The sequence below is a fragment of the Cobetia crustatorum genome, assembly GCF_000591415.1.
In the GTDB taxonomy this organism is placed as follows: Bacteria; Pseudomonadota; Gammaproteobacteria; order Pseudomonadales; family Halomonadaceae; genus Cobetia; species Cobetia crustatorum.
The window spans coordinates 1-18223 of record NZ_JEMF01000017.1 but is presented as its reverse complement, the minus strand read 5'-3'; the positions used below and the strand labels follow the sequence as shown (position 1 = coordinate 18223).

Annotated in this window: 13 protein-coding genes; 2 read left to right on the top strand and 11 right to left on the bottom strand. The window is 58.0% G+C overall.

From position 1 onward, the window contains the following. Positions 1-50: 50 nt before the first annotated feature. From BF12_RS0104285 to BF12_RS0104275, 3 genes are all read right to left on the bottom strand, one after another. Positions 51-1826, bottom strand: coding sequence for an ABC transporter permease (locus BF12_RS0104285; RefSeq protein ID WP_024951197.1), 1776 nt, complete (start codon positions 1824-1826; stop codon positions 51-53). Then, positions 1802-3085, bottom strand: coding sequence for an ABC transporter substrate-binding protein (locus tag BF12_RS0104280; RefSeq protein WP_024951196.1), 1284 nt, complete (start codon positions 3083-3085; stop codon positions 1802-1804). Before BF12_RS0104280 ends, BF12_RS0104285 begins: the two co-directional genes overlap by 25 nt. Positions 3086-3151: 66 nt before the next feature. Continuing rightward, complete coding sequence (locus BF12_RS0104275) at positions 3152-5404, bottom strand: dihydrolipoyl dehydrogenase family protein (protein WP_024951195.1); 2253 nt, start codon at positions 5402-5404, stop codon at positions 3152-3154. Positions 5405-5824: 420 nt separating this feature from the next. Between BF12_RS0104275 and msrA the strand changes: the two genes are divergently transcribed. Beyond that, on the top strand, positions 5825-6502 hold the full coding sequence (msrA, locus tag BF12_RS0104270; protein ID WP_084487973.1) for a peptide-methionine (S)-S-oxide reductase MsrA: 678 nt from the start codon (positions 5825-5827) through the stop codon (positions 6500-6502). A 160-nt stretch (positions 6503-6662) separates the two neighbouring features. Here msrA and BF12_RS0104260 read toward each other — a convergent pair whose 3' ends face one another. Continuing rightward, positions 6663-8045 (bottom strand): MFS transporter, encoded by a 1383-nt coding sequence (locus BF12_RS0104260; RefSeq protein ID WP_051510734.1) that lies wholly within the window; start codon positions 8043-8045, stop codon positions 6663-6665. A 133-nt stretch (positions 8046-8178) separates the two neighbouring features. On the opposite strand from BF12_RS0104260, the gene BF12_RS0104255 reads away from it, so the two are divergent. Beyond that, positions 8179-9105, top strand: coding sequence for a LysR family transcriptional regulator (locus BF12_RS0104255; RefSeq protein WP_024951192.1), 927 nt, complete (start codon positions 8179-8181; stop codon positions 9103-9105). 64 nt (positions 9106-9169) lie between these two features. Here BF12_RS0104255 and BF12_RS18645 read toward each other — a convergent pair whose 3' ends face one another. The 7 genes from BF12_RS18645 to BF12_RS0104230 all read right to left on the bottom strand — a co-directional run bounded on the left by BF12_RS18645 (position 9170) and on the right by BF12_RS0104230 (position 18160). Then, positions 9170-9775: a C40 family peptidase gene (locus BF12_RS18645; protein WP_024951191.1), complete on the bottom strand. Its 606-nt coding sequence runs from the start codon at positions 9773-9775 to the stop codon at positions 9170-9172. 365 nt (positions 9776-10140) lie between these two features. After that, positions 10141-10785 (bottom strand): DUF1266 domain-containing protein, encoded by a 645-nt coding sequence (locus BF12_RS22675; RefSeq protein WP_248623620.1) that lies wholly within the window; start codon positions 10783-10785, stop codon positions 10141-10143. Further along, the gene (locus BF12_RS18640; protein ID WP_248623619.1) at positions 10704-12767 is read right to left on the bottom strand and encodes a DUF1266 domain-containing protein; all 2064 of its coding nucleotides are present in this window, start codon (positions 12765-12767) and stop codon (positions 10704-10706) included. The genes BF12_RS22675 and BF12_RS18640 overlap by 82 nt, the downstream gene beginning before the upstream one ends. Positions 12768-13023: 256 nt before the next feature. Next, positions 13024-15324: an efflux RND transporter permease subunit gene (locus BF12_RS18635; protein ID WP_282705482.1), complete on the bottom strand. Its 2301-nt coding sequence runs from the start codon at positions 15322-15324 to the stop codon at positions 13024-13026. Continuing rightward, entirely contained in the window at positions 15321-16103 is a 783-nt protein-coding gene (locus tag BF12_RS23090) for an efflux RND transporter permease subunit (protein ID WP_282705481.1), read from the bottom strand. The genes BF12_RS18635 and BF12_RS23090 overlap by 4 nt, the downstream gene beginning before the upstream one ends. 3 nt (positions 16104-16106) lie before the next feature. Next, positions 16107-17309 (bottom strand): efflux RND transporter periplasmic adaptor subunit, encoded by a 1203-nt coding sequence (locus BF12_RS0104235; RefSeq protein WP_024951190.1) that lies wholly within the window; start codon positions 17307-17309, stop codon positions 16107-16109. Between the two features lie 149 nt (positions 17310-17458). Continuing rightward, positions 17459-18160: a TetR/AcrR family transcriptional regulator gene (locus BF12_RS0104230; protein WP_024951189.1), complete on the bottom strand. Its 702-nt coding sequence runs from the start codon at positions 18158-18160 to the stop codon at positions 17459-17461. Positions 18161-18223 lie beyond the last annotated feature (63 nt).

Sequence of the window (18223 nt, the reverse complement as noted above, 5' to 3'; positions counted from 1 at the left end):
GATCAGGTCTTTGCGCCACGTCGTTGTGCAATACAGGGTGCTGCACCACGTCAGCCACGTGTCGGTGTCACGGCGCGGCCTGCGGGCACCCAGCGCGCCAGTAAGAAGATCAACAACGGCAAGCAAGCTTGCAGGCAGGCAGCGACTGCCGTCAGACGAGGATCAGCGCCTGTCGCCAATGCCAACGTCTCGGTAGTCAGTGTCGGGACGCGTCCACCGCCTAGCACCACTGTGGGTACGTACTGGGCAATGCTGACGGCGAAGGCAACGGCCCAACTGATTGCCAATGGCCGCAGCATCAAGCGCAGGCGAATGCCGATCAGGACCTCAAGTCGCGAACTGCCCAACAGGCGCGCTGCCTGCTCCAACCGAACATCAAAGCGTGCCCATGGACCCGCCAGCGTCAGCCAGGCATAGGGCAGCGCAAATAGCAGGTGACCGATCACCACGCCCGGCCAGCCGGGGTTAGCCCCCAGACTCAACCAACCGACCTGAAACCCGAACAGAAAGCTTGCCTGCGGCAATAGCAGCGGCAGATAGAGGCAGACGATAAAGCCACGCAAGCGCCCGCTCTCCCGTTCACGCTCGAATACCGCGATACTGAGAATGACGGACAAGGTGGCGACCAGAACTGCCAGCCACAGACTATTGGTGAAAGCATCGCCCAGCCCAGCCAGGGCCTGCTGCCAGCTCTCCAGCCCCCAGCGAGTAGGTAGCAGTGATGGAAAGAACCAGACTCTGGCGAGCGATTGCAGTGCAATCACCGCAAAGGCCAGCAGCGATATCACCGTCACGATGCCCAGCATCACGCGAATTGCGCGCCCAATACTGTCTACGCGTGCTGAACCGGATGAACCAGGTACGTCAGGCATCCCAGGTGGGGGGGTATTCAGCGTCCAGTCACGATGCCAATTCAGCAGCTGACGCCCTAGCGCGGCCCCCAGGGCCATCGTCACAATTACCAACAGCGCCAAGACGAGCGCACCAACACTAGCTGGCAAGCGCGCGGTCGGATCACTGTCGCGCCATAGCTCTACCAAGCGCACTGCCAGTGTCGGGGTACGCGTTGGGCCAAGCACTTGCGCGACATCCACTACCGCCAGCGAATAGGCCAGTACCGCGCCGATAGGCAAGGCAATCGCACGCATGACTTGGGGCATGAGGATGCGCCAGCGCAGTTGCGGGAGACTGTAACCGAGCGCCTGACCAGCCTGCATCTGAGCCGTTACCGGCAAGCGTGACAGCGCCGTCTGGGCCATCAGCATCAGAAATGGGGCTTCTTTCAAGGCCAACCCGATCGCCAGCGTAATGCCGTGAGCATCGGGCAGTGGGAATTGAGGGGGTACCAGCACCTCGAAGGGTGCCAGCAACAAGCGCATCAGTACGCCACTCGGCGCAGCCAGCCACAGCAAGCCCAGCGCCAGCGCCAAGTGCGGCATTGCCAACACCGGTGCCAACAGTCGTTCGAGTCGCTCTCCAAAGGGCGTACCCGCAGCAGCGGATAGCCACCCCAGCGTCAGCAATATCGCCAGCAGGGTTCCGCCGATTCCGCTGATCAATGTCAGGCGAAAACCATCAGCCAAGCCAGGCAAAGCCCACCATCGCTGCCAGGCAACGCCGGAAATATTCTCGAACCCAAGCGTCGGCCATAGACCAAAGGCAGGCGCGACCAATCCGGCCAACCCCAATGCCGTGGGACCGAGCAGCAGCAGCAGTACCAGCCAGCGCAGTACGCGGGCCGGTGTCAGCGATAGCGATGCTGTACCGGACTCAGCGCGTCGCCTGCCGGTAATCAGCTGTATCAGTTGCGATAGCGTCGCGCCCACTCGGCCTCCAGCGCATCAGTCCAGTTGGGGTGAGGTTCACTCAATGGCGTGCCTAGTGCCTCGGGGCTCATGCTACCCGGCAGGCTGGGCAGTTCATCGAAGGCCATGCGCTGCTCAGCAGGCAGGCGCGCGACATCAAGCACCGTTTCATCACCCCAGCGCGCAGGATCAGCCTTGGCGGCTTGCGCAGATGCAGACATCAGTTGATTGATCCATACCAGCGCTGCTGCCTTGTGCTGCGCCGTAGCCGGAATCGCCAGGTAGTGCACATTCCCCAAGGTGCCGCCGTCGTGGATGTAGGGCTCTACTGTGGGCGGCAAGCGTCCTTCCTTGCGACCATTGGCGACTTCTTGCGGCACGAAGCTCAGTGCGACCCACACACTGCGCTGTGCGAGCAGTTTCATTTGCTCTTCGGCACCGGCTGGCTGGCGCTCGCCCTGTGCCCACATCAATGGATGCAAGGCATCTAGATACTTCCACAGCGGCGCAGTGATATGCGCAAACTGCGCATCGTCTGTCACAGATGTGATCAGAACATCACGCTGCCCAGCGGGCATCAACTCAATCAATGCCTGCTTGAGAAAGGTAGTGCCATGAAAACTGGGTGGCTGTGGGTAAGTCACACGTCCCGGGTTCGCGCGTGCCACCTCCAGCAGTGCCGACATGGAACGCGGCGGCGTTTCCAACAGAGCCGTGTCATACATGAAAATCAGCTGGGCACGGCCCCATGGCGCCTCCATGCCGTCTGTTGCTAGCCCAAAATCACGCGCCCCGATCTCTTCCAACAGATATTCGCTGTTAGGCAAGCGGGAGACGAAAGGCCCCCACATCAACTCGGCTTGCTTCAAGGCACGGAAGTTCTCACCGTTGATCCAGATGGCATCAATGCTGCCGTCGCTACGGCCTGCGGCCTTCTCAGCCAGCAGGGTCGAGACGCTTTCAGCGGTATCGGCAATCTTGATGTGCCTAACTTCAATCCCATGACGTTTGGCCGCAATCTCAGCCTGATCCCGCAGATAAGAATTGGTCGCCTGACTACCGCCCCACGCATGGAAATCGATGCGTTGGCCACGAGCCTTTTCCGTGATGGCATTCCATTCCAGCGCAGCCAGTGTAGGTACCGCTTTTCCCTTGCCCGCATCACTGGCGTATGCAATTGAAGCGGCCCAAGGGCTCACGCTCGCTCCCGCGATCAGTAACAGCGACCCACCCATCAGCGCCAACACACGACGGCGGTCCGGCAAATGGTCAGTCTTCATGAGAGGTGTCTCCGGCAGGAAAATGCCGCGACCCTGAACAATCAGGCCGCGGCATTGTGTTATGGATTACTGCTTATCCGTCACCGAGGTATCAGAAGACGACAGTGCCTCAGCTGCGCCAGAAGCAGCCGGTGCAGTAGTGAGCGTCTTGGTGGGCTCGAAGCGCCCATTGCGTCGCCAGGTGAAGTAACGATCCAGCACCTTGAGAACACCCTCGGGCTTATGAGCATTCTTCCACATACCTGCGGCGGCCTTGTTGGCCTCCGAGAGCGTCGGATACGGGTGGATGGTGGACAACACCTTGTTGAGACCGATGTTGTTCTTCATCGCCATGGTGAATTCTGCCAGCCACTCGCCAGCGGACGCGCCGACCAGCGTGACGCCAAGAATGCGATCGCGGCCCTTCTCGGTCAGCACCTTGACGAAGCCTTCGGTCGCACGCTCAGCCAGCGCACGGTCGCTCTCGCCCATCTCGTAATGCGTCACTTCGTACTCATAACCCTGCGCAATGGCCTCGCTTTCATTGAGGCCAACACGTGCAACTTCTGGCTCGGTGTAGGTCACCATCGGCATGATGCGATAGTCGACCTTGAAGGTCTTCAGACCACCGAACAACGCATTGACTGCCGCGTGCCACGCCTGATGACCAGCAGCGTGAGTGAACTGATATGGGCCAGCCACATCACCACAGGCCCAGATGTTCGGCTGCAATGTCTGCAGGGATTCAGAGACATCAATGGTGCCGCGCTCGGAGACTGCGATACCCAGTGCTTCAAGGCCAAAGCCTTCAACATTGGCTTCACGACCGATAGCGACCAGCAGTTCATCGAACTCGACCCAGCTTTCCTCACCCTCGGGAGAGCTGACGACCAGATGACGCATCGGCTGGCTGTCTTTGCCGGTCAATACTTCAATGCGTGTAGCGGTAGAGTTAACGCGCAGATCAACACCTTCACCGGCCAGTTGCTCATGCATCAGCGCGCTGACGTCTTCGTCCTCACGCGGCATCACACGAGGTGCGCCTTCGATGATGGTGACGTGGCTGCCGAGACGCGCAAAGCTCTGACCCAATTCCATGCCGATCGGGCCGGAACCCAGCACTACCAGACGCTTGGGCTGTACTTTCAGGTCCCACAGGTTATCGGAAGTCAGCGGAGTGATCAGATCAATCCCCGGAATAGCCGGCACACGTGGACGTGCACCGGTAGCGATCACGATGTTACGTGTTGTCATCACACGACCATCGACCACGACTTCCCAAGGGGTCTGCAGCATGGCTTGGCCGGTATGCACTTCAACGCCCAGGCTTTCATAACGTTCGATGCTGTCATGCGGCTCAACACTTTTCACCACGTCATGCACGTGGCCCATCACCTTGGAAAAATCGATTTCCGGTTCATTGGCCTTGATACCAAAGCGCTCGGAGTGGCGAATTTCATGGGCAGCACGACCCGCACGAATCAATGCCTTGGAAGGGACACAGCCCGTATTGAGGCAATCCCCCCCCATCTTGTGGCGCTCGATCAGCGCCACTCGCGCATTGACCGCAGAAGCGATGTAGCTGGTAACCAGACCGGCAGAACCGGCGCCGATCACGACCATGTCATAGTCAAAGGTCTTCGGCTTGGTGAAACCCGCCTGCTGCTTGCGCTTGCGCATCAAACCGACGATACGATTGGCAATCAACGGGAATAGGCCCAAGGCGATGAACGAGGCGATCAGCCCCGGCGACAGAATGTCAGACAACGATTCCAGCTGGCCCAGTTCACGCCCAGCGTTCACGTAAATGGCGGTACCGGCCAGCATGCCCAGCTGGCTGGCAACATAGAAGGTGACCACGCGCATGCGGGTCAGACCCATCACCAGATTAACGACGAAGAACGGGAATACCGGTACCAGACGCAGGGTAAACAGATAAAAGCCGCCTTCACGCTCGACGCCGCGATTGAGGGATTCCAGCTGACGACGGAAGCGCTTCTCGATGCTCTCACGCAACAGTGTACGAGAGATCAGGAAAGCCAACGTGGCACCGATCGTGCTGGCAAAGGAGATCAACAACAGACCCCAGCCAAAGCCGAACAGCGCGCCGCCAAGCAGTGTCAGCAATGCCGCACCGGGCAGTGATAGCGCTGCCATGGTGATATAAACCGCAAAGAAACCGCCTGCGACCAGCAGTGGTGATTCATCAAAGAGTACCTGGAAGTCCGCCTGCTGAGCCTTGAGACTCTGTAGAGTGAAGTACTCCTGCGCACCACTGGCAAAGAAAATGACGATGGCAGCGATGATCGCTACCAGTAATAAAAGCTTGGGCTTGTTCACTCGCGATATCCTTGTACGGTTCCTGTCGAGCATGTGGTGACATGCCGGCGGCTATCTTGATCCTTGATTACGTAAGCCAAGGCCTATCGGATGCAGTTCTTTTCTTTTAAAGCCACGATCTTGTCGCCATAAGACGCACCTTGAGGCATGGCATACCCGCTATATCGGCCTATCTACCCTAACAGTTCGTTCCATCAGGCGGAGGAAACTACTCCCATAGAGTGGCATCCGGATCTCATCAGAGTGCGTAGAAACATTGAGAGATGTCATGTTCCATCTCACGATACTCTATGAGAATTCGGCTTATCGTATCCATTTCACTCCTGCCACAGCACAACTGTCACAGGGGTGGTGTCACAAGCTCAGGCGACAATGGCAGGCCACAATCGTGTGGCCACCAGCCTTGCCTCGGAGGCAACAATGACTCGACACACAACTCTTCCTATCCGATCACTGCGCCGTGCGCTGAACGTGTTGGGTCTATGCACCGGCCTGCTACTGGCGGGACATGCCAGCGCCTTCGAGCCGACACAGGCACCTCAGGGGGTTGGTGATGGTGTCAAACCCGGCCAGGAGGTGGCTATCTTTGCCGGTGGCTGTTTCTGGTGCATGGAAGGTCCTTTCGACAAGCTGCAAGGGGTGGTTTCCACTACCTCCGGCTACACCGCAGGTGAAACGGACAATCCGACCTACAAGGAAGTGTCTGCCGGCGGCACAGGTCATACCGAAGCGGTCAAGGTCGTATTTGATCCCGAGCAGGTCAGCTATGCCGCCCTGCTGGACGTGTTCTGGCACAACATTGACCCTGTCGCTGTCGATCGTCAGTTCTGTGATGCTGGCACTCAGTACCGCAGCGGTATTTACACATTGGATGACGCGCAACGCAAAGCTGCTGACGCCAGCCGCACAGCCTTGAAAGACAAGTTCCCACAGGGGATAGCGACCGAGATTGAAGCGGCTGGCCCTTATTATGCCGCCGAGAAATATCATCAGGATTTCTACAAGAAGAATCCGGTACGCTACCGCTTCTATCGCTCGGGCTGTGGCCGTGATGACCGTCTCGAGGAAATCTGGGGTGATGATGCACCTGCACACTAGAACCTGAACCTGAACCTGAACCTGAACCTGAACCTGAGCTTGAGCTTGAGCTTGAGCTTCACGACTTCCGAGGTACACATCTCTGAGTAGGCAAAAGGTTATTTAGTTTCTTGATACAAAAACGGCTCGCCAAATGGCGAGCCGTTTTGTTTGCGCTGACTCAGCTCGATGACTGAATCGTGGCGACGTTGCGCCAACAATAAACTGCCAGCCCGAGCGTTATCAGCAACACCAGCACTCCACCGACAACGACCCCTGGCCAGCCAGCCGCTTGCCAGAAGGGTTCTAGCCAGAAGCCGCCAAGACTTGCCCCAAGATAATATGCCGTTAGATATAGCGCACTGGCACTCGCTCGCGCTCCCTCTGCATTACGCCCGACCCACGCTGAGGCGGTGGCATGCGCCAGGAAGAATCCAAAGGCATTGATGCTCAGCCCGATCATCATGCCGACCAGCGAGTGACTCAACGTCAGTAACGTGCCGACGATCAACAGACTGGTGCCCAGCATCATGGTCAGCGCCTGCCCCGTGCGGTGCATTGCTGCCAAGCTCTGTTCACTGTTCTGTTCACTGCTCTGCTCGCCTTCCTGCTGATTCCCCTTTACACCGCCTTTCTCTCGGTCTTTCACACCATCTCGCCATGCCTGCTGCAGGCGAGCCAGTCGTTGCGCCAACTTTCCAGATTGTGACGCACCGAAGGTGCCGGCCAGATAGGTCAAAAACAACAGGCCCAACCACTGACTACCAAGCGACCACGGCACGGCACTCAGCCGGAAAGTCATGTAACTGTACAGATTGACGAAGATGAAGAAATTCAGACCACCGAACAGAAAAACCGGCCACAGTCGCGGATTACGCAGGTGACGGCCCAGCCCTGCCAGCATGCTGGCCAGGTTAAGTGGCTGAGCCACGAAACGTCGCTGACGTGGTAGCCACTGCCATAGCGCCCCTAACGCTAGCAGACTGAACACTCCGACGACGGCAAAGCTGGCCTGCCATCCCCAGTGCTCCGCCACGAAGCCACCGGCTACACGTCCGGTGATACCGCCTAGCGAGTTGGCGCTGATATAAAGCCCAACGGCCGCCATCAGCGCGGGCTGCTCCATCTCGTCGCTCATGTAGGCCACCGCTACCGCGGGCAGCCCGCCAAGCAAGAAGCCCTGCAACGCACGCACGGTCAACAATGACCAGAAACCATCGGCCAATAGCGCAAGGCCCGAACAGGCAACACCACCGGCCAACGTCCACAGCAGGATGCGCCGTCGCCCCAGCGCATCAGATAACGGACCAAACACCAATAACGCCACTGCCAGCATCAGAGTACTGACAGAGAGCGTCAGACTGGCCTGCAGCGAGCTAAGCCTTAGATCACTCGCCAATAGCGGCAGTATCGGCTGCACAAGATAGAGATTGATAAAGACCAGAAAGGAGCCAAGGCACAGCGCTTGCGTCATGCGCCGCCAATCACGCCCATGAGCTTTTATCGCATCGGGCAGCGGAGCGTCATGCTCCGCCAGTGACGTTACAGCAAGGGGGGATGCCATCAGGTACCTGCGAACAGAATTATCATGGGGAATGCAACCAGTCTGACGCTCCCGTTATCATCAGTAAAATAGCTCGACATGATACCGCCCATCATCAAAAGTGATGACTGGCCAACTTATGGATATATCCCTCATGAAACTGCCTTTCGATTTGCGTGCTCTCGAACTATTTGTCAGCGTCATCGAGCACGGCAGCTTCACAGCGGCGGCTCAATCCCTGAATCTCGCCCAGTCTGCGGTCAGCCAATCAATAGCGGGATTAGAGACACGGCTAGGCAAACCGTTACTTGTGCGAGGATCGCGTGGCCTACGCCTGACACCAGCGGGAGACACGCTGCTGGAACATGCCAAGCCACTATTGGAACAAGCACAGCGAGCAGCCCTGGCGATGGCCGAGCTTGATGGCATCGTAAAAGGTGAAGTCCGTATCGGCGTCTCTTCGATGCTGGGCTCCTACTACTTCCCGCCATTGCTGATGGCCTTCAAGGCGCGCTACCCGGACCTCAAGCTCAGCGTCATCGAGGGCGGCACCTTGAGACTGCGTCAGATGATCGACAGTGGTGAGTTGGACCTTGGCGTTGTCGTCGAAGAACAGGCAGGTGCAGAGACAACGGGGTTAGTCAGCCGACACTTCCTACGCGAAGAAATGGTGGTCTGTCTCTCCAATGACCATCCGCTCGCCAAGCGCCACCAGATAAGCGTCGAGGAATTCTTTGCTGAGGAGTTGGTTGTATTCAAGCGCGGCTACTTTCACCGAGACTTCGTTGAACGACTGGCCAGCCAGCATGGACTGACCGCCAGCATTGGCTTCGAATCCAACCTGATTGCGCTGAACAAGGCCATTGTCGCTCGAGGGTTCGGTATCACCACCTTCCTGAAACGCGTGGTGGAGGATGATCGCGAGGCAAACAACCTTACCGCCATTTCCTTTAGTCAGCCGGCCTGGCTGGAGCTGTCACTGGCTTGGCGTCAGGAACGTGGACTGTCACGGGCTGAACAGGCCTTCGTCGATTTCGTGATCGAGCATTCTTCCGACAATCATCAAAACTACCGCTCATAAAACAAGAACACCCGGCCGAGGCCGGGTGTTTCGTGTCTAGCATTAGCGCGATTGGCTTATTGCGTTACTGACTCCGCATCGCCAGTTTCATCTGCATCGCTTCATACGGCATCGGACGGCGTGACTGCCAGTAATGCTGCGCCCAATAGACATTGTCCAGCCGCGATAGCTTCACGCCACGTGAGGTGGAAGCATGCAGGAAGTAGCCATTGCCGACATAGACACCGACGTGGTTATAGCGACGCGAAGGACGGAAGAACACCAGGTCACCCGGCTTCAGCTGCGACTTGTCGATACGCTGGCCACGCTTTACCTGCTGTGTGGTGGTACGCGGTAGCTCAATGCCAAAACCATCACTGAATACATGTTGCATCAACGCCGAGCAATCAATGCCGCCAGTGTTGGTACCTCCCAGTCGATAAGGAGTCCCCGCCCAGCGGTCATGCTCATCCATCAGGACTTCGCGAATGCTGGGCCCTGAATACGACGCGAACTGCGAGTCCTCGGCACTCTGCTGCTCCCCTCCCTGCTGCCGATAGCGCTTGAGTTTGGGCAGTTCCGGCAGATCAACGTCGTAATAAGCCATATCACTGGGTGGGGTCGAATTGCTTGCACACCCCGCCATACCCAACGGCAGTATCAAAAAGCAGCACAATAACGCATGGCGCATCCAGCATTCCTCGTCGTGGGCCCGGCACTGTAATGATGACGGTAGTCAGTGCTTGCGGACGGCGATAACAGATGGTGCATGACAAAAACGTAAAGCAGGCAAGTACTCCATTGTGGTGGAACATCTGCCTGCCTAAAATGCGAATCAAAAAACCAGCGACACACCTTACCTCTGGCATGACAACGAAAGGTCGTTCGCACGATGGTAGTGCATGTTTACGCAATCCGTATGCCATTGCCTGCAATGATAGACTAAAGCATCAGGCAAAATCTCATCGAGGGGACTGTCTATCCCCTCGAATGCATTTCATGGATCACTGGCAGCTGAACCAACTGCCCATGCCAATAAGCATCACCCCATCAGGCTCAATGCAACGTACGGGCATCACCGCTCAGGATATCCAAATGCAGTGCAGGCCAGTGACCAGGCCGAGCACCCGGGAAATCGAGACTCGACCATGCACCCGCCAACGGCGGTGCAGCGGTCAGCCACTGAATCAAGGCATCACGGAAGCCGCGCAGGAAGCTGTCACGCTGGTCGGTATCCCCCATGAAGAAGGCATAGCCAGCGAACAGGCCACGTGCGTATTCCTTCCAGCTACCGTAGTGATCACGCGCCATGTCGTAGGCAGTGTCGAGATATGCCGTGAAGGCAACTTCGTCCAGCCATCCCAACTGACGACCTGCAATCGCGAGATCAACCATCTGAGCGATATCCCACGCGGCCATATCCAGTTCGTTGCAACGCGCTTCATTGTCTCTGACCCGCCGCAGACGATCCAGATGGACCTGCTCGTCATCGCCTCTCTCGGCGCTTTCAAGCACCGCAATCTCATTATCGAGGCGCGAGCGGTTAAGCGTGTAAGGCCCGTAATTGATCAGATATTCGTCACGATCACCGGCATCACGCAGGAAATCGAGAAAGCCCGTCAACATCTCCGCATTGCCGAGACCATAGTGACCTTCCAACCAGCCGCTAAGTTCCTCGATACCGCGCCCATACTCCACCATCGGCTCACCCCAGCAGGGTGTATTGAGCGGCCCGCTGAGTGCCAGGGAGGTAAAGCGGTCGAGACTCGGGCGTAGCCTGGCTCCTCCCATGCACGCGGATGCCAGTCGAGCCAATGGAACAGGCTACCGGGGTCCTCGAGGTGCCAACGGATCTCATTGGCGAGCGGATGATCCTCAAGTTCTGGCACCGCCGACTCCCATACTGCCCAGGCCTCCAGCAGGCGCCGCGCATCTGGGTAGAAGCGACACAGCACACTGCGCAGGCGCTCGGCACACTCAGCCAGCTCCTCGACGACAAAGTCAGTCGTGTCCTGCACCATCAACAGATAAAAGGCGTATTTCTCCGCCATCACGATGGTGGCCGGATGGCGGTGGCATATCGCGAGTCGCTGACGGCGCTCAAGCTCAACACTGTCAGCACGGCCAAACGGTGTCTGAGCATCAGGCAAGGCACCACGTGCGGCATCTGCCGCCAGCTGATTAAGATGGTGTGCCTGCGCAGGTAGCCAAAAGCGCGCCATGCCCTGCGCGCCATCACGGGTGTCCAGTGCCAGTGTCTCATTGAGATATTGGCGAGCTTCTTCGCGGCGAGGCTCGTCAATATCAGACGACAATCCCTGACGATACAGAATATCGGGCTCACGGATACTGGCGATGGCCAGCACCCAGTGGCGACTATCACTACGCCAGCGACGGATCGCTGTCCGTGAACGCTCACGCAGGTGATCAGGCAGCAGTGCATGCAGCTGACAGCGCAGCGGTGTCAGCGGTGAAGACACCAGCGGACGCCAATCACTGTCAGTGTCGTGCATCAGGTCAGCGCCTTCGAACAAGCCTCGCCCGCGCTGGTAGGCGCGTGCTACCCCCTGCCAGTCAGCATAGCGACGCACCAGCAAGTCGACACCGTGGGCAGCGAAATCCTCGCCTTCCTCGCGACTCAGCCAACCAGCACAGAGTCCGGCAAAGGACAGATCGACCAGTCGTAGCCAGTCCCATGCAGCAAACTCCAGTGGCTCACCGCGATCCATATAATTTAGCAACAACTCACCATAGGCCACCGGTGACGGGCCCTGTTCGAGTGCGCTATCGGCGAGTTCTGCACTGGCGGCAGCATGCGCGGGCGGCCCCTTATTACCTTCTGCCTTGCGTGCAGCCGCTTCTTCGACAGCGTCATTTTCCAGCTCACTGAGCCACGCTGCACGCTCACTTCCGCTAGCACCGAGCAGACGTGCGCTATCGATATCCCAGCCATAACGATGGCCTTGAGCAGCCAGCCACAGCAATAGACGGATCAACTCGTCACGCCCGGTGATTGCCCAGGTATCGCTCAACCAACGCTGCACATCCGGCCAATGCGCCTCGGCAGAGAAGCCGCTTTCAGCCGCTTCGCAAAGTCCGCTCGCGTCACGCACCACGTCGTGTCCGCCGACCCAGGGCGAGAAGATGGCGCGCGCCATCCACACCCGATCACGCTCGCCCTGCGGCCACAGTTCAGTGGCAGGCACAGTGGAGATGTCTTCGAGCGCTGTCTGCAGTCGCGACCAGGTAACGCCGGCGTCTTCATGCTCAAGCTGCGAGAGCGCCAGGCTGGCTTCAAAGAAGCCATCGTCGCCGCGTGTCCAGCCGGCGTCACTACGGGAATGCGCGAGTGCCTTCAGCCAATCATCAAGCGAACTGAAGTGCCCGGCGATTGCCGTGAGCAGCCGCAGCTGCCAGCCGCGCGTACGCGCAGCAGACAGCCAACCGGCGGTGCGGGCCAGCGCCAGTAATTCCAACGCCTCCAACTGGTGCAGTGGGTCCGGCGTGTCATTCGGGAAGGCTTCAAGCAAACGCCATCCCAGTTCGCCTGCATCAGGAACTTCCATTGCCGTCAGACGCGCACGCGCCTCCTCGGGCGTCCACACCGTTTCCGGTGCGGCACTGAAACCCCAACCGCACAACACCAACTGCTGCCCCCACCAGGCACTCAGGGGTTCGACCAAGGCACACCTCACGACTCGACAGGATTCGACAAATGCATCGATTCAGAAAGGTCGCATATAGCGACCAGCGGCGCATAGTGTAACGGAAAGGCGCTTCTGGCGATGCCCCCTAACGCGAACCTGACACGGTTCATTGTCGTGTCAACAAGCGAGAGAATTGGCAAATTCTTTCCGCATTCACCATAACGCCCGAGGACAGCAGCACTGTCATCGGGCGTCGATGAATCAACAAACGTCAGAAGTCACAGGTTTGTCACTAGACCACTGATACCGCGGGCTTGCTGGTTGGAATGCGGAACAACGCGCAATACGCCACCGGCAGCACGACCAATGTCAGTAACGTGGCCACCCCAAGACCGAAGACAATGACCACCGCCATGCTGGAGAAGAAGGCATCCGGGAATAGCGGGATCATGCCCAGCATGGTGGTAATGGCCGCCATCGAGACAGGTCGTACACGGCTGACTGCCGCCTGCACCACTGCCTGGAAGCGATCCTCCTGCTCAGCCAACTGCACATTGATCTCTTCCACCAGTACGATGGCATTCTTGAGCACCATACCGACCAGACTCAACGTTCCGAGCAGTGCCATGAAGGTGAACGGTGCACCGAACACGATCAAGCCGCTGATGATTCCGATCAGCGTCAACGGCACGATAGACCAGATGGCGAGCGCCTGACGCAGGTTGGAGAACAGCAGCACAGTGATCACGAACATACCCAGCAGCCCCATCGGCAACGAGGAGAACAGCGATTTCTGAGCATCGGTTGAGGTCTCGAACTCCCCTCCCCACTCGAGGTGATAACCCTCAGGCAGCTCGATGGCTTCGACCTTGGGGCGAATACGCCCCAGTACACTGGCCGCCGTCTCGCCGGAGAGTGGCATCGGTTCGGCATATACCGCCAGCATGCGCTCACGATTACGTCGCTTGATCAGTGGATCACGCAGTTCGGTCTTGAGTGGCCCCATCACTGAGCCAGCCGGCACATAGGTGTCCTGCTCCTCGCTCCACACGTTGAGACTGGCCAATGTATCCAGATCAAAGCGTTGTTCCTCTTCGCCGCGCAGCAGGATCGGGATCAACTCCGAGCCTTCACGATAGACGCCGACACTTTCACCATCGCTATTGATCAACAGCGCTTGATGCAGTGCATCACGGGTCACCCCGACCCGACGCGCCTGGTCGTCGAGGAATTCAGGCTCCAGACGATTGACGCGATTACGCCACGACAGACGGATGCTGTCTGCCAGCGGCTCATCCTCAAACACACCACGTACCTTGGCAGCCAGCTGCCGCAGTACAGCCGGGTCTTCGCCATAGAGACGCGCCTCAAGACTGGCCTTGGCCGAAGGACCCACCTGCAGCGCCTGCACCTTGTACTCCACATCGGGGTACTGGCTACGCAGCAGATGGATCACTTCCTCCATTCGTGCCTCGCGACTATCACGGTCTTGTGTCTCGACAATCAGCTGACCGAAGCTCGCGTAGCTGTCCTCCGGCGAGTAGGTCAGCGTGAAGCGCTGAGCGCCTCCCCCTGTGATACTGGTGACGTGATTGACCTTTTCCATTTTCAGCACCTGCTGTTCCAGGCGCATCATCCGCTGCTTGGTCTCGAGTACGTCGGTACCTTCCGGCGTCCAGACATCGACGAAGAACAGCGGTGTGGAGGCATCGGGGAAGAAGGCATTCTTGACCTGACCGAAACTCATCACGGCTACCACCAGTAGCGCTAGCACCCCGCCCAATGTCAGCCAGCGCAGACGAATAGCCCAGCCCAGCAAACTGCGGAAGACGCGGAAAATCACGCCACGGTAGGGATCTTCCTGTGCATCCTGTACCTCTTCCGGTGCGCGTTCACGCGCCTCACGAAAGAACATGTCGAAGAAGAACGGAGTCAGCGTCAGCGCGGTGATCCAGCTCAGCAGCAGCGAGTAACACAGCACCCAGAACAGCGAACCGACGAATTCCCCCGTGGCATCTGGCGACAGTCCGATCGGCGCGAAAGCCGTAATCGCAATCACTGTGGCACCCAACAACGGTAGACGATTCTGGCTAACCACCTCATGCGCCGCTTGGCGCTTGGTCTTGCCACGCTGCAAGCCAATCAACATGCCTTCGGTGACCACGATGGCGTTATCCACCAACATGCCCAGCGCGATGATCAGCGCTCCCAGCGAGATCTTCTGCAACTCGATGCCATGCAACGACATCATCACGAAGGTACCGAGGATGGTGATCAGTAGCACCAATCCCATCAGCACGCCGCTCTTGAGCCCCATGAAGAGCAACAGCACCAGAATCACGATGCCGACGGCCTCCGCCAGGTTGATCAGGAAACCCGAGACGGCCTCATCTACCACCTGTGGCTGGTGATATACCGTGGTCAGCTCCATCCCTAGCGGCATGCGTGTTTCCAGCGTGGCAAGGTGCTGATCGACACGCTCACCGACCTCAACGACGTTGACGCCGGAGGCAAACGAGATACCCATCGATAGCGCTGTCTTGCCATCAGCGTGATAGGTCCGCGAGGGAGACTCGGTGTATTCACGGCTCACCGAGCAATATCGCCGAGATGCACCAGGCCACCATTACCGGGACGACCCACCACCAATTGCTCGAGATCACGTACGCTGGTGAACTCGCCGCTGGGCTGTAGCTCAAGCGACAGGCCATTCTGGCGAATACGACCAGCGTTCCCGATCACGTTCTGTGCATTGAGCAGATTGGCAAGCTGATCGGGTGAGATATTCAGTGCCTGCATGCGATCACGATCGAGTGCCACGATGACCTGTTCACTGCGTGCGCCAACGATGGTGACCTTCTTCACACCTTCCACCAGTGTCAGCTCACGCTGCAAAAGATCAGCCTGATCTTCCAGATCATGTGGTGAATACCCCTGCCCACTCAGGTTGTATAACAACCCGAACACATCACCGAAATCGTCATTGACGATAGAGGCACTACTGCCCGGCGGCAGACTGGACTGAGCGTCATTGATCTTGCGACGCAACAGGTCCCAGTACTGCTGCATCTCATCAGCGCGAACCTTGCTCTCCAGCTCCAGCGTAATCTGCGACAGCCCGGAACTATTGACCGAACTGACACGCTTGAGATTGGGTATCTGCTGAATCGCTTTCTCCAGTGGCAGCGTGACCTCTTCTTCCACCTGTTGCGGTGTTGCACCCGGATACTGAGTCACCACCACTGCATTGCGAATGGTGAACTCAGGGAATTCCAGCTGGCCGAGACCGAAGAATGACATCACACCGCCGACTGACAGCAGCAGCACAACCATCCAGCTGATGACCTTGTGCCTCAGGAAATAATCGACCATGGATTAGAGCCCCGCTTCCTTGACCCAGGGACGCACACGCTCCCCAGCTGTCATGCGGCTTGCGCCCGCGGTGACCAGACGGTCACCGGCGCTGAGTTCGCCACTGATGACCATCCCCTTGCCCGTCGCCTGCAGCACTTTCACCTTGATGATCTCTACCGTGCCCTGCTCATCATCCGATTGCCCTCCGTCAGTGGCCGAAGCGCTATCGCTCACCTTGGGCACATAACGCCAGACCACTGCTTGATCGGGAGCTGAATCACGCATCACGACAGCCTCCATCGGCACTCGCCACTGTCCCTTCACTGCACCGGTCAGCTGCTGCATATCCAACTCTACAGTGGCACTCATGCCCGACAGCACAGTGATGTTCTGCGGCTCAGGTAGCGTCAGGGTGACCTGATAGCTCAGTGAGCCTTCGCTGGCGCTGGCGTCATGTTCCTTGTAGCGAGCCGGATAGCGCTGCTTGCCACTTCCGAAGTGCACCCAGGCCAGTGCCTCATCTCCGCGACGGCCAGCAGCGGCACGCTCACGATTAATGCCACGCACCTGACGTTCTGGCATATTGAAGGTGACATCGATCTGACCTGGCTGCTGAAGCACCGCAATGGTCTCTTGAGCGGCAACAACCTGATAGTTATCCACCGGCACACGGGCAATCACGCCAGCATAAGGCGCCTTCAACTTGGTATAACTGAGCTGGTCTTGCGCACGCGAAAACTGCGCCTGCGCCGACTGGAATTCAGCTTTCGCCTCATCGAAGCGTGCACGGCTGATGGCCCCCTTATCTACCGAATACTTCATGCGCTTATAGGTCGCCTGAGCCAGGTTGAAGCTGGAGCGGGCATTATTGAGTTCACTGTTGGCATCACGATCATCCAACAGTGCAATCAGTTCGCCCTTCTCGACGTCCTGGCCCGCTTGTACCGACAGCGTGCGCAGCTCACCGCCAATTCGGAATGACAGATTGGAGCGCTCAGAGGCTTCCACGACACCGGGATAGCGCTGGATGACACCGCCTCCCTCATCGGACAGCGCAATCAGCTTGACCGGATACACCTGCTGACGAGACAGCGGTGCTTCTGGCTCGCTACAAGCCGCCAGTCCACCAGCGAGAAACAGACTGAAAAGCATCTTGAGCGCAGCACCACCACGCCATGTGGCGGGTGACGATGCACGACGCAACGCACGGGACGAGACATTCATCGGTGAGCCCTTGAGTAATCGATGGTTCAAAAGGTGGCAGTGCAAGCAAGCTGCATGAAGCCGCAAGGCAAGGTCTGACAATGGCCGGTATATCGTGATGTCGAGTGCTTCAACGTGGGTGACATGCCCCATCTGGCGCCTCTTGGCGTCTAAGGACGCTGCGCAATCGCATCCCAGGCCATTTCAAAGGCCTGATCAAAGCTTTCATCACTGATGGGCGGAATCTGACAACCTTCTCCCTGCAGCAAGCTATAAATCGTGCGGAACAGGAATATCTCGATCAGCACGAGATCAATCTGCTTCAAGATGCCGCTCTGCTTGCCCATGGCGAAGGCATCCAACAGAACGGCGGCTTTCTCCTGATTGGCGATCTTGAGCGACTCATGCATATGGGAAGAATGCAGAAATTGATCGTGGAAGCGGAACAGTGCCGGCTCGCGATGCCCCAGACTGACCAAAGCTCGCCAGACGCGCCCGAGAGCAGACTTGAGTTGATGCGTCGCAGCACCTAGCGTTTCTTCACTGGAAGCCTGGCTCATCATCATTTCGAGGCTGACAATGTGATCAGGCGCGTCAGAGGGTTGAAAGGCTTCAGAAGATTGAGAAGCTTCAGAGGAAAGCGGGGCTGAAAACGCCTCGATCGCTACATCGATGATACGTCGGGCGACTTCCATGAAAGTCGCTTCCAGTAATGCTTCCTTGTCGCGGTAATAGAGATAGACCGTACCAGGAGACATGCCAGCCGCCTTGGCGATACGCGCGACGGAAGTGACGGCAAAGCCGTGCTCGGACACCTCTGTCAACGTGGCCTCAAGTAACGCCTGCTGCTTGTGCTCATCGCGATGACGCATGGCGTGGGGCCTTTTGAAGTCGAGGAAAGGTGAAAAGATATTTGAAAAAAGGAAAAAGTGAAG

What these genes read in the sequence shown, in the direction of transcription:
- BF12_RS0104280 (WP_024951196.1), bottom strand. Translation starts at nt 3,085, where the DNA reads ATGAAGACTGACCATTTGCCGGACCGCCGTCGTGTGTTGGCGCTGATG.
- msrA (WP_084487973.1), top strand. Translation starts at nt 5,825, where the DNA reads ATGACTCGACACACAACTCTTCCTATCCGATCACTGCGCCGTGCGCTG.
- BF12_RS0104260 (WP_051510734.1), bottom strand. Translation starts at nt 8,045, where the DNA reads ATGGCATCCCCCCTTGCTGTAACGTCACTGGCGGAGCATGACGCTCCG.
- BF12_RS0104255 (WP_024951192.1), top strand. Translation starts at nt 8,179, where the DNA reads ATGAAACTGCCTTTCGATTTGCGTGCTCTCGAACTATTTGTCAGCGTC.
- BF12_RS18645 (WP_024951191.1), bottom strand. Translation starts at nt 9,775, where the DNA reads ATGCGCCATGCGTTATTGTGCTGCTTTTTGATACTGCCGTTGGGTATG.
- BF12_RS22675 (WP_248623620.1), bottom strand. Translation starts at nt 10,785, where the DNA reads ATGGTGGAGTATGGGCGCGGTATCGAGGAACTTAGCGGCTGGTTGGAA.
- BF12_RS23090 (WP_282705481.1), bottom strand. Translation starts at nt 16,103, where the DNA reads ATGGTCGATTATTTCCTGAGGCACAAGGTCATCAGCTGGATGGTTGTG.
- BF12_RS0104235 (WP_024951190.1), bottom strand. Translation starts at nt 17,309, where the DNA reads ATGAATGTCTCGTCCCGTGCGTTGCGTCGTGCATCGTCACCCGCCACA.
- BF12_RS0104230 (WP_024951189.1), bottom strand. Translation starts at nt 18,160, where the DNA reads ATGCGTCATCGCGATGAGCACAAGCAGCAGGCGTTACTTGAGGCCACG.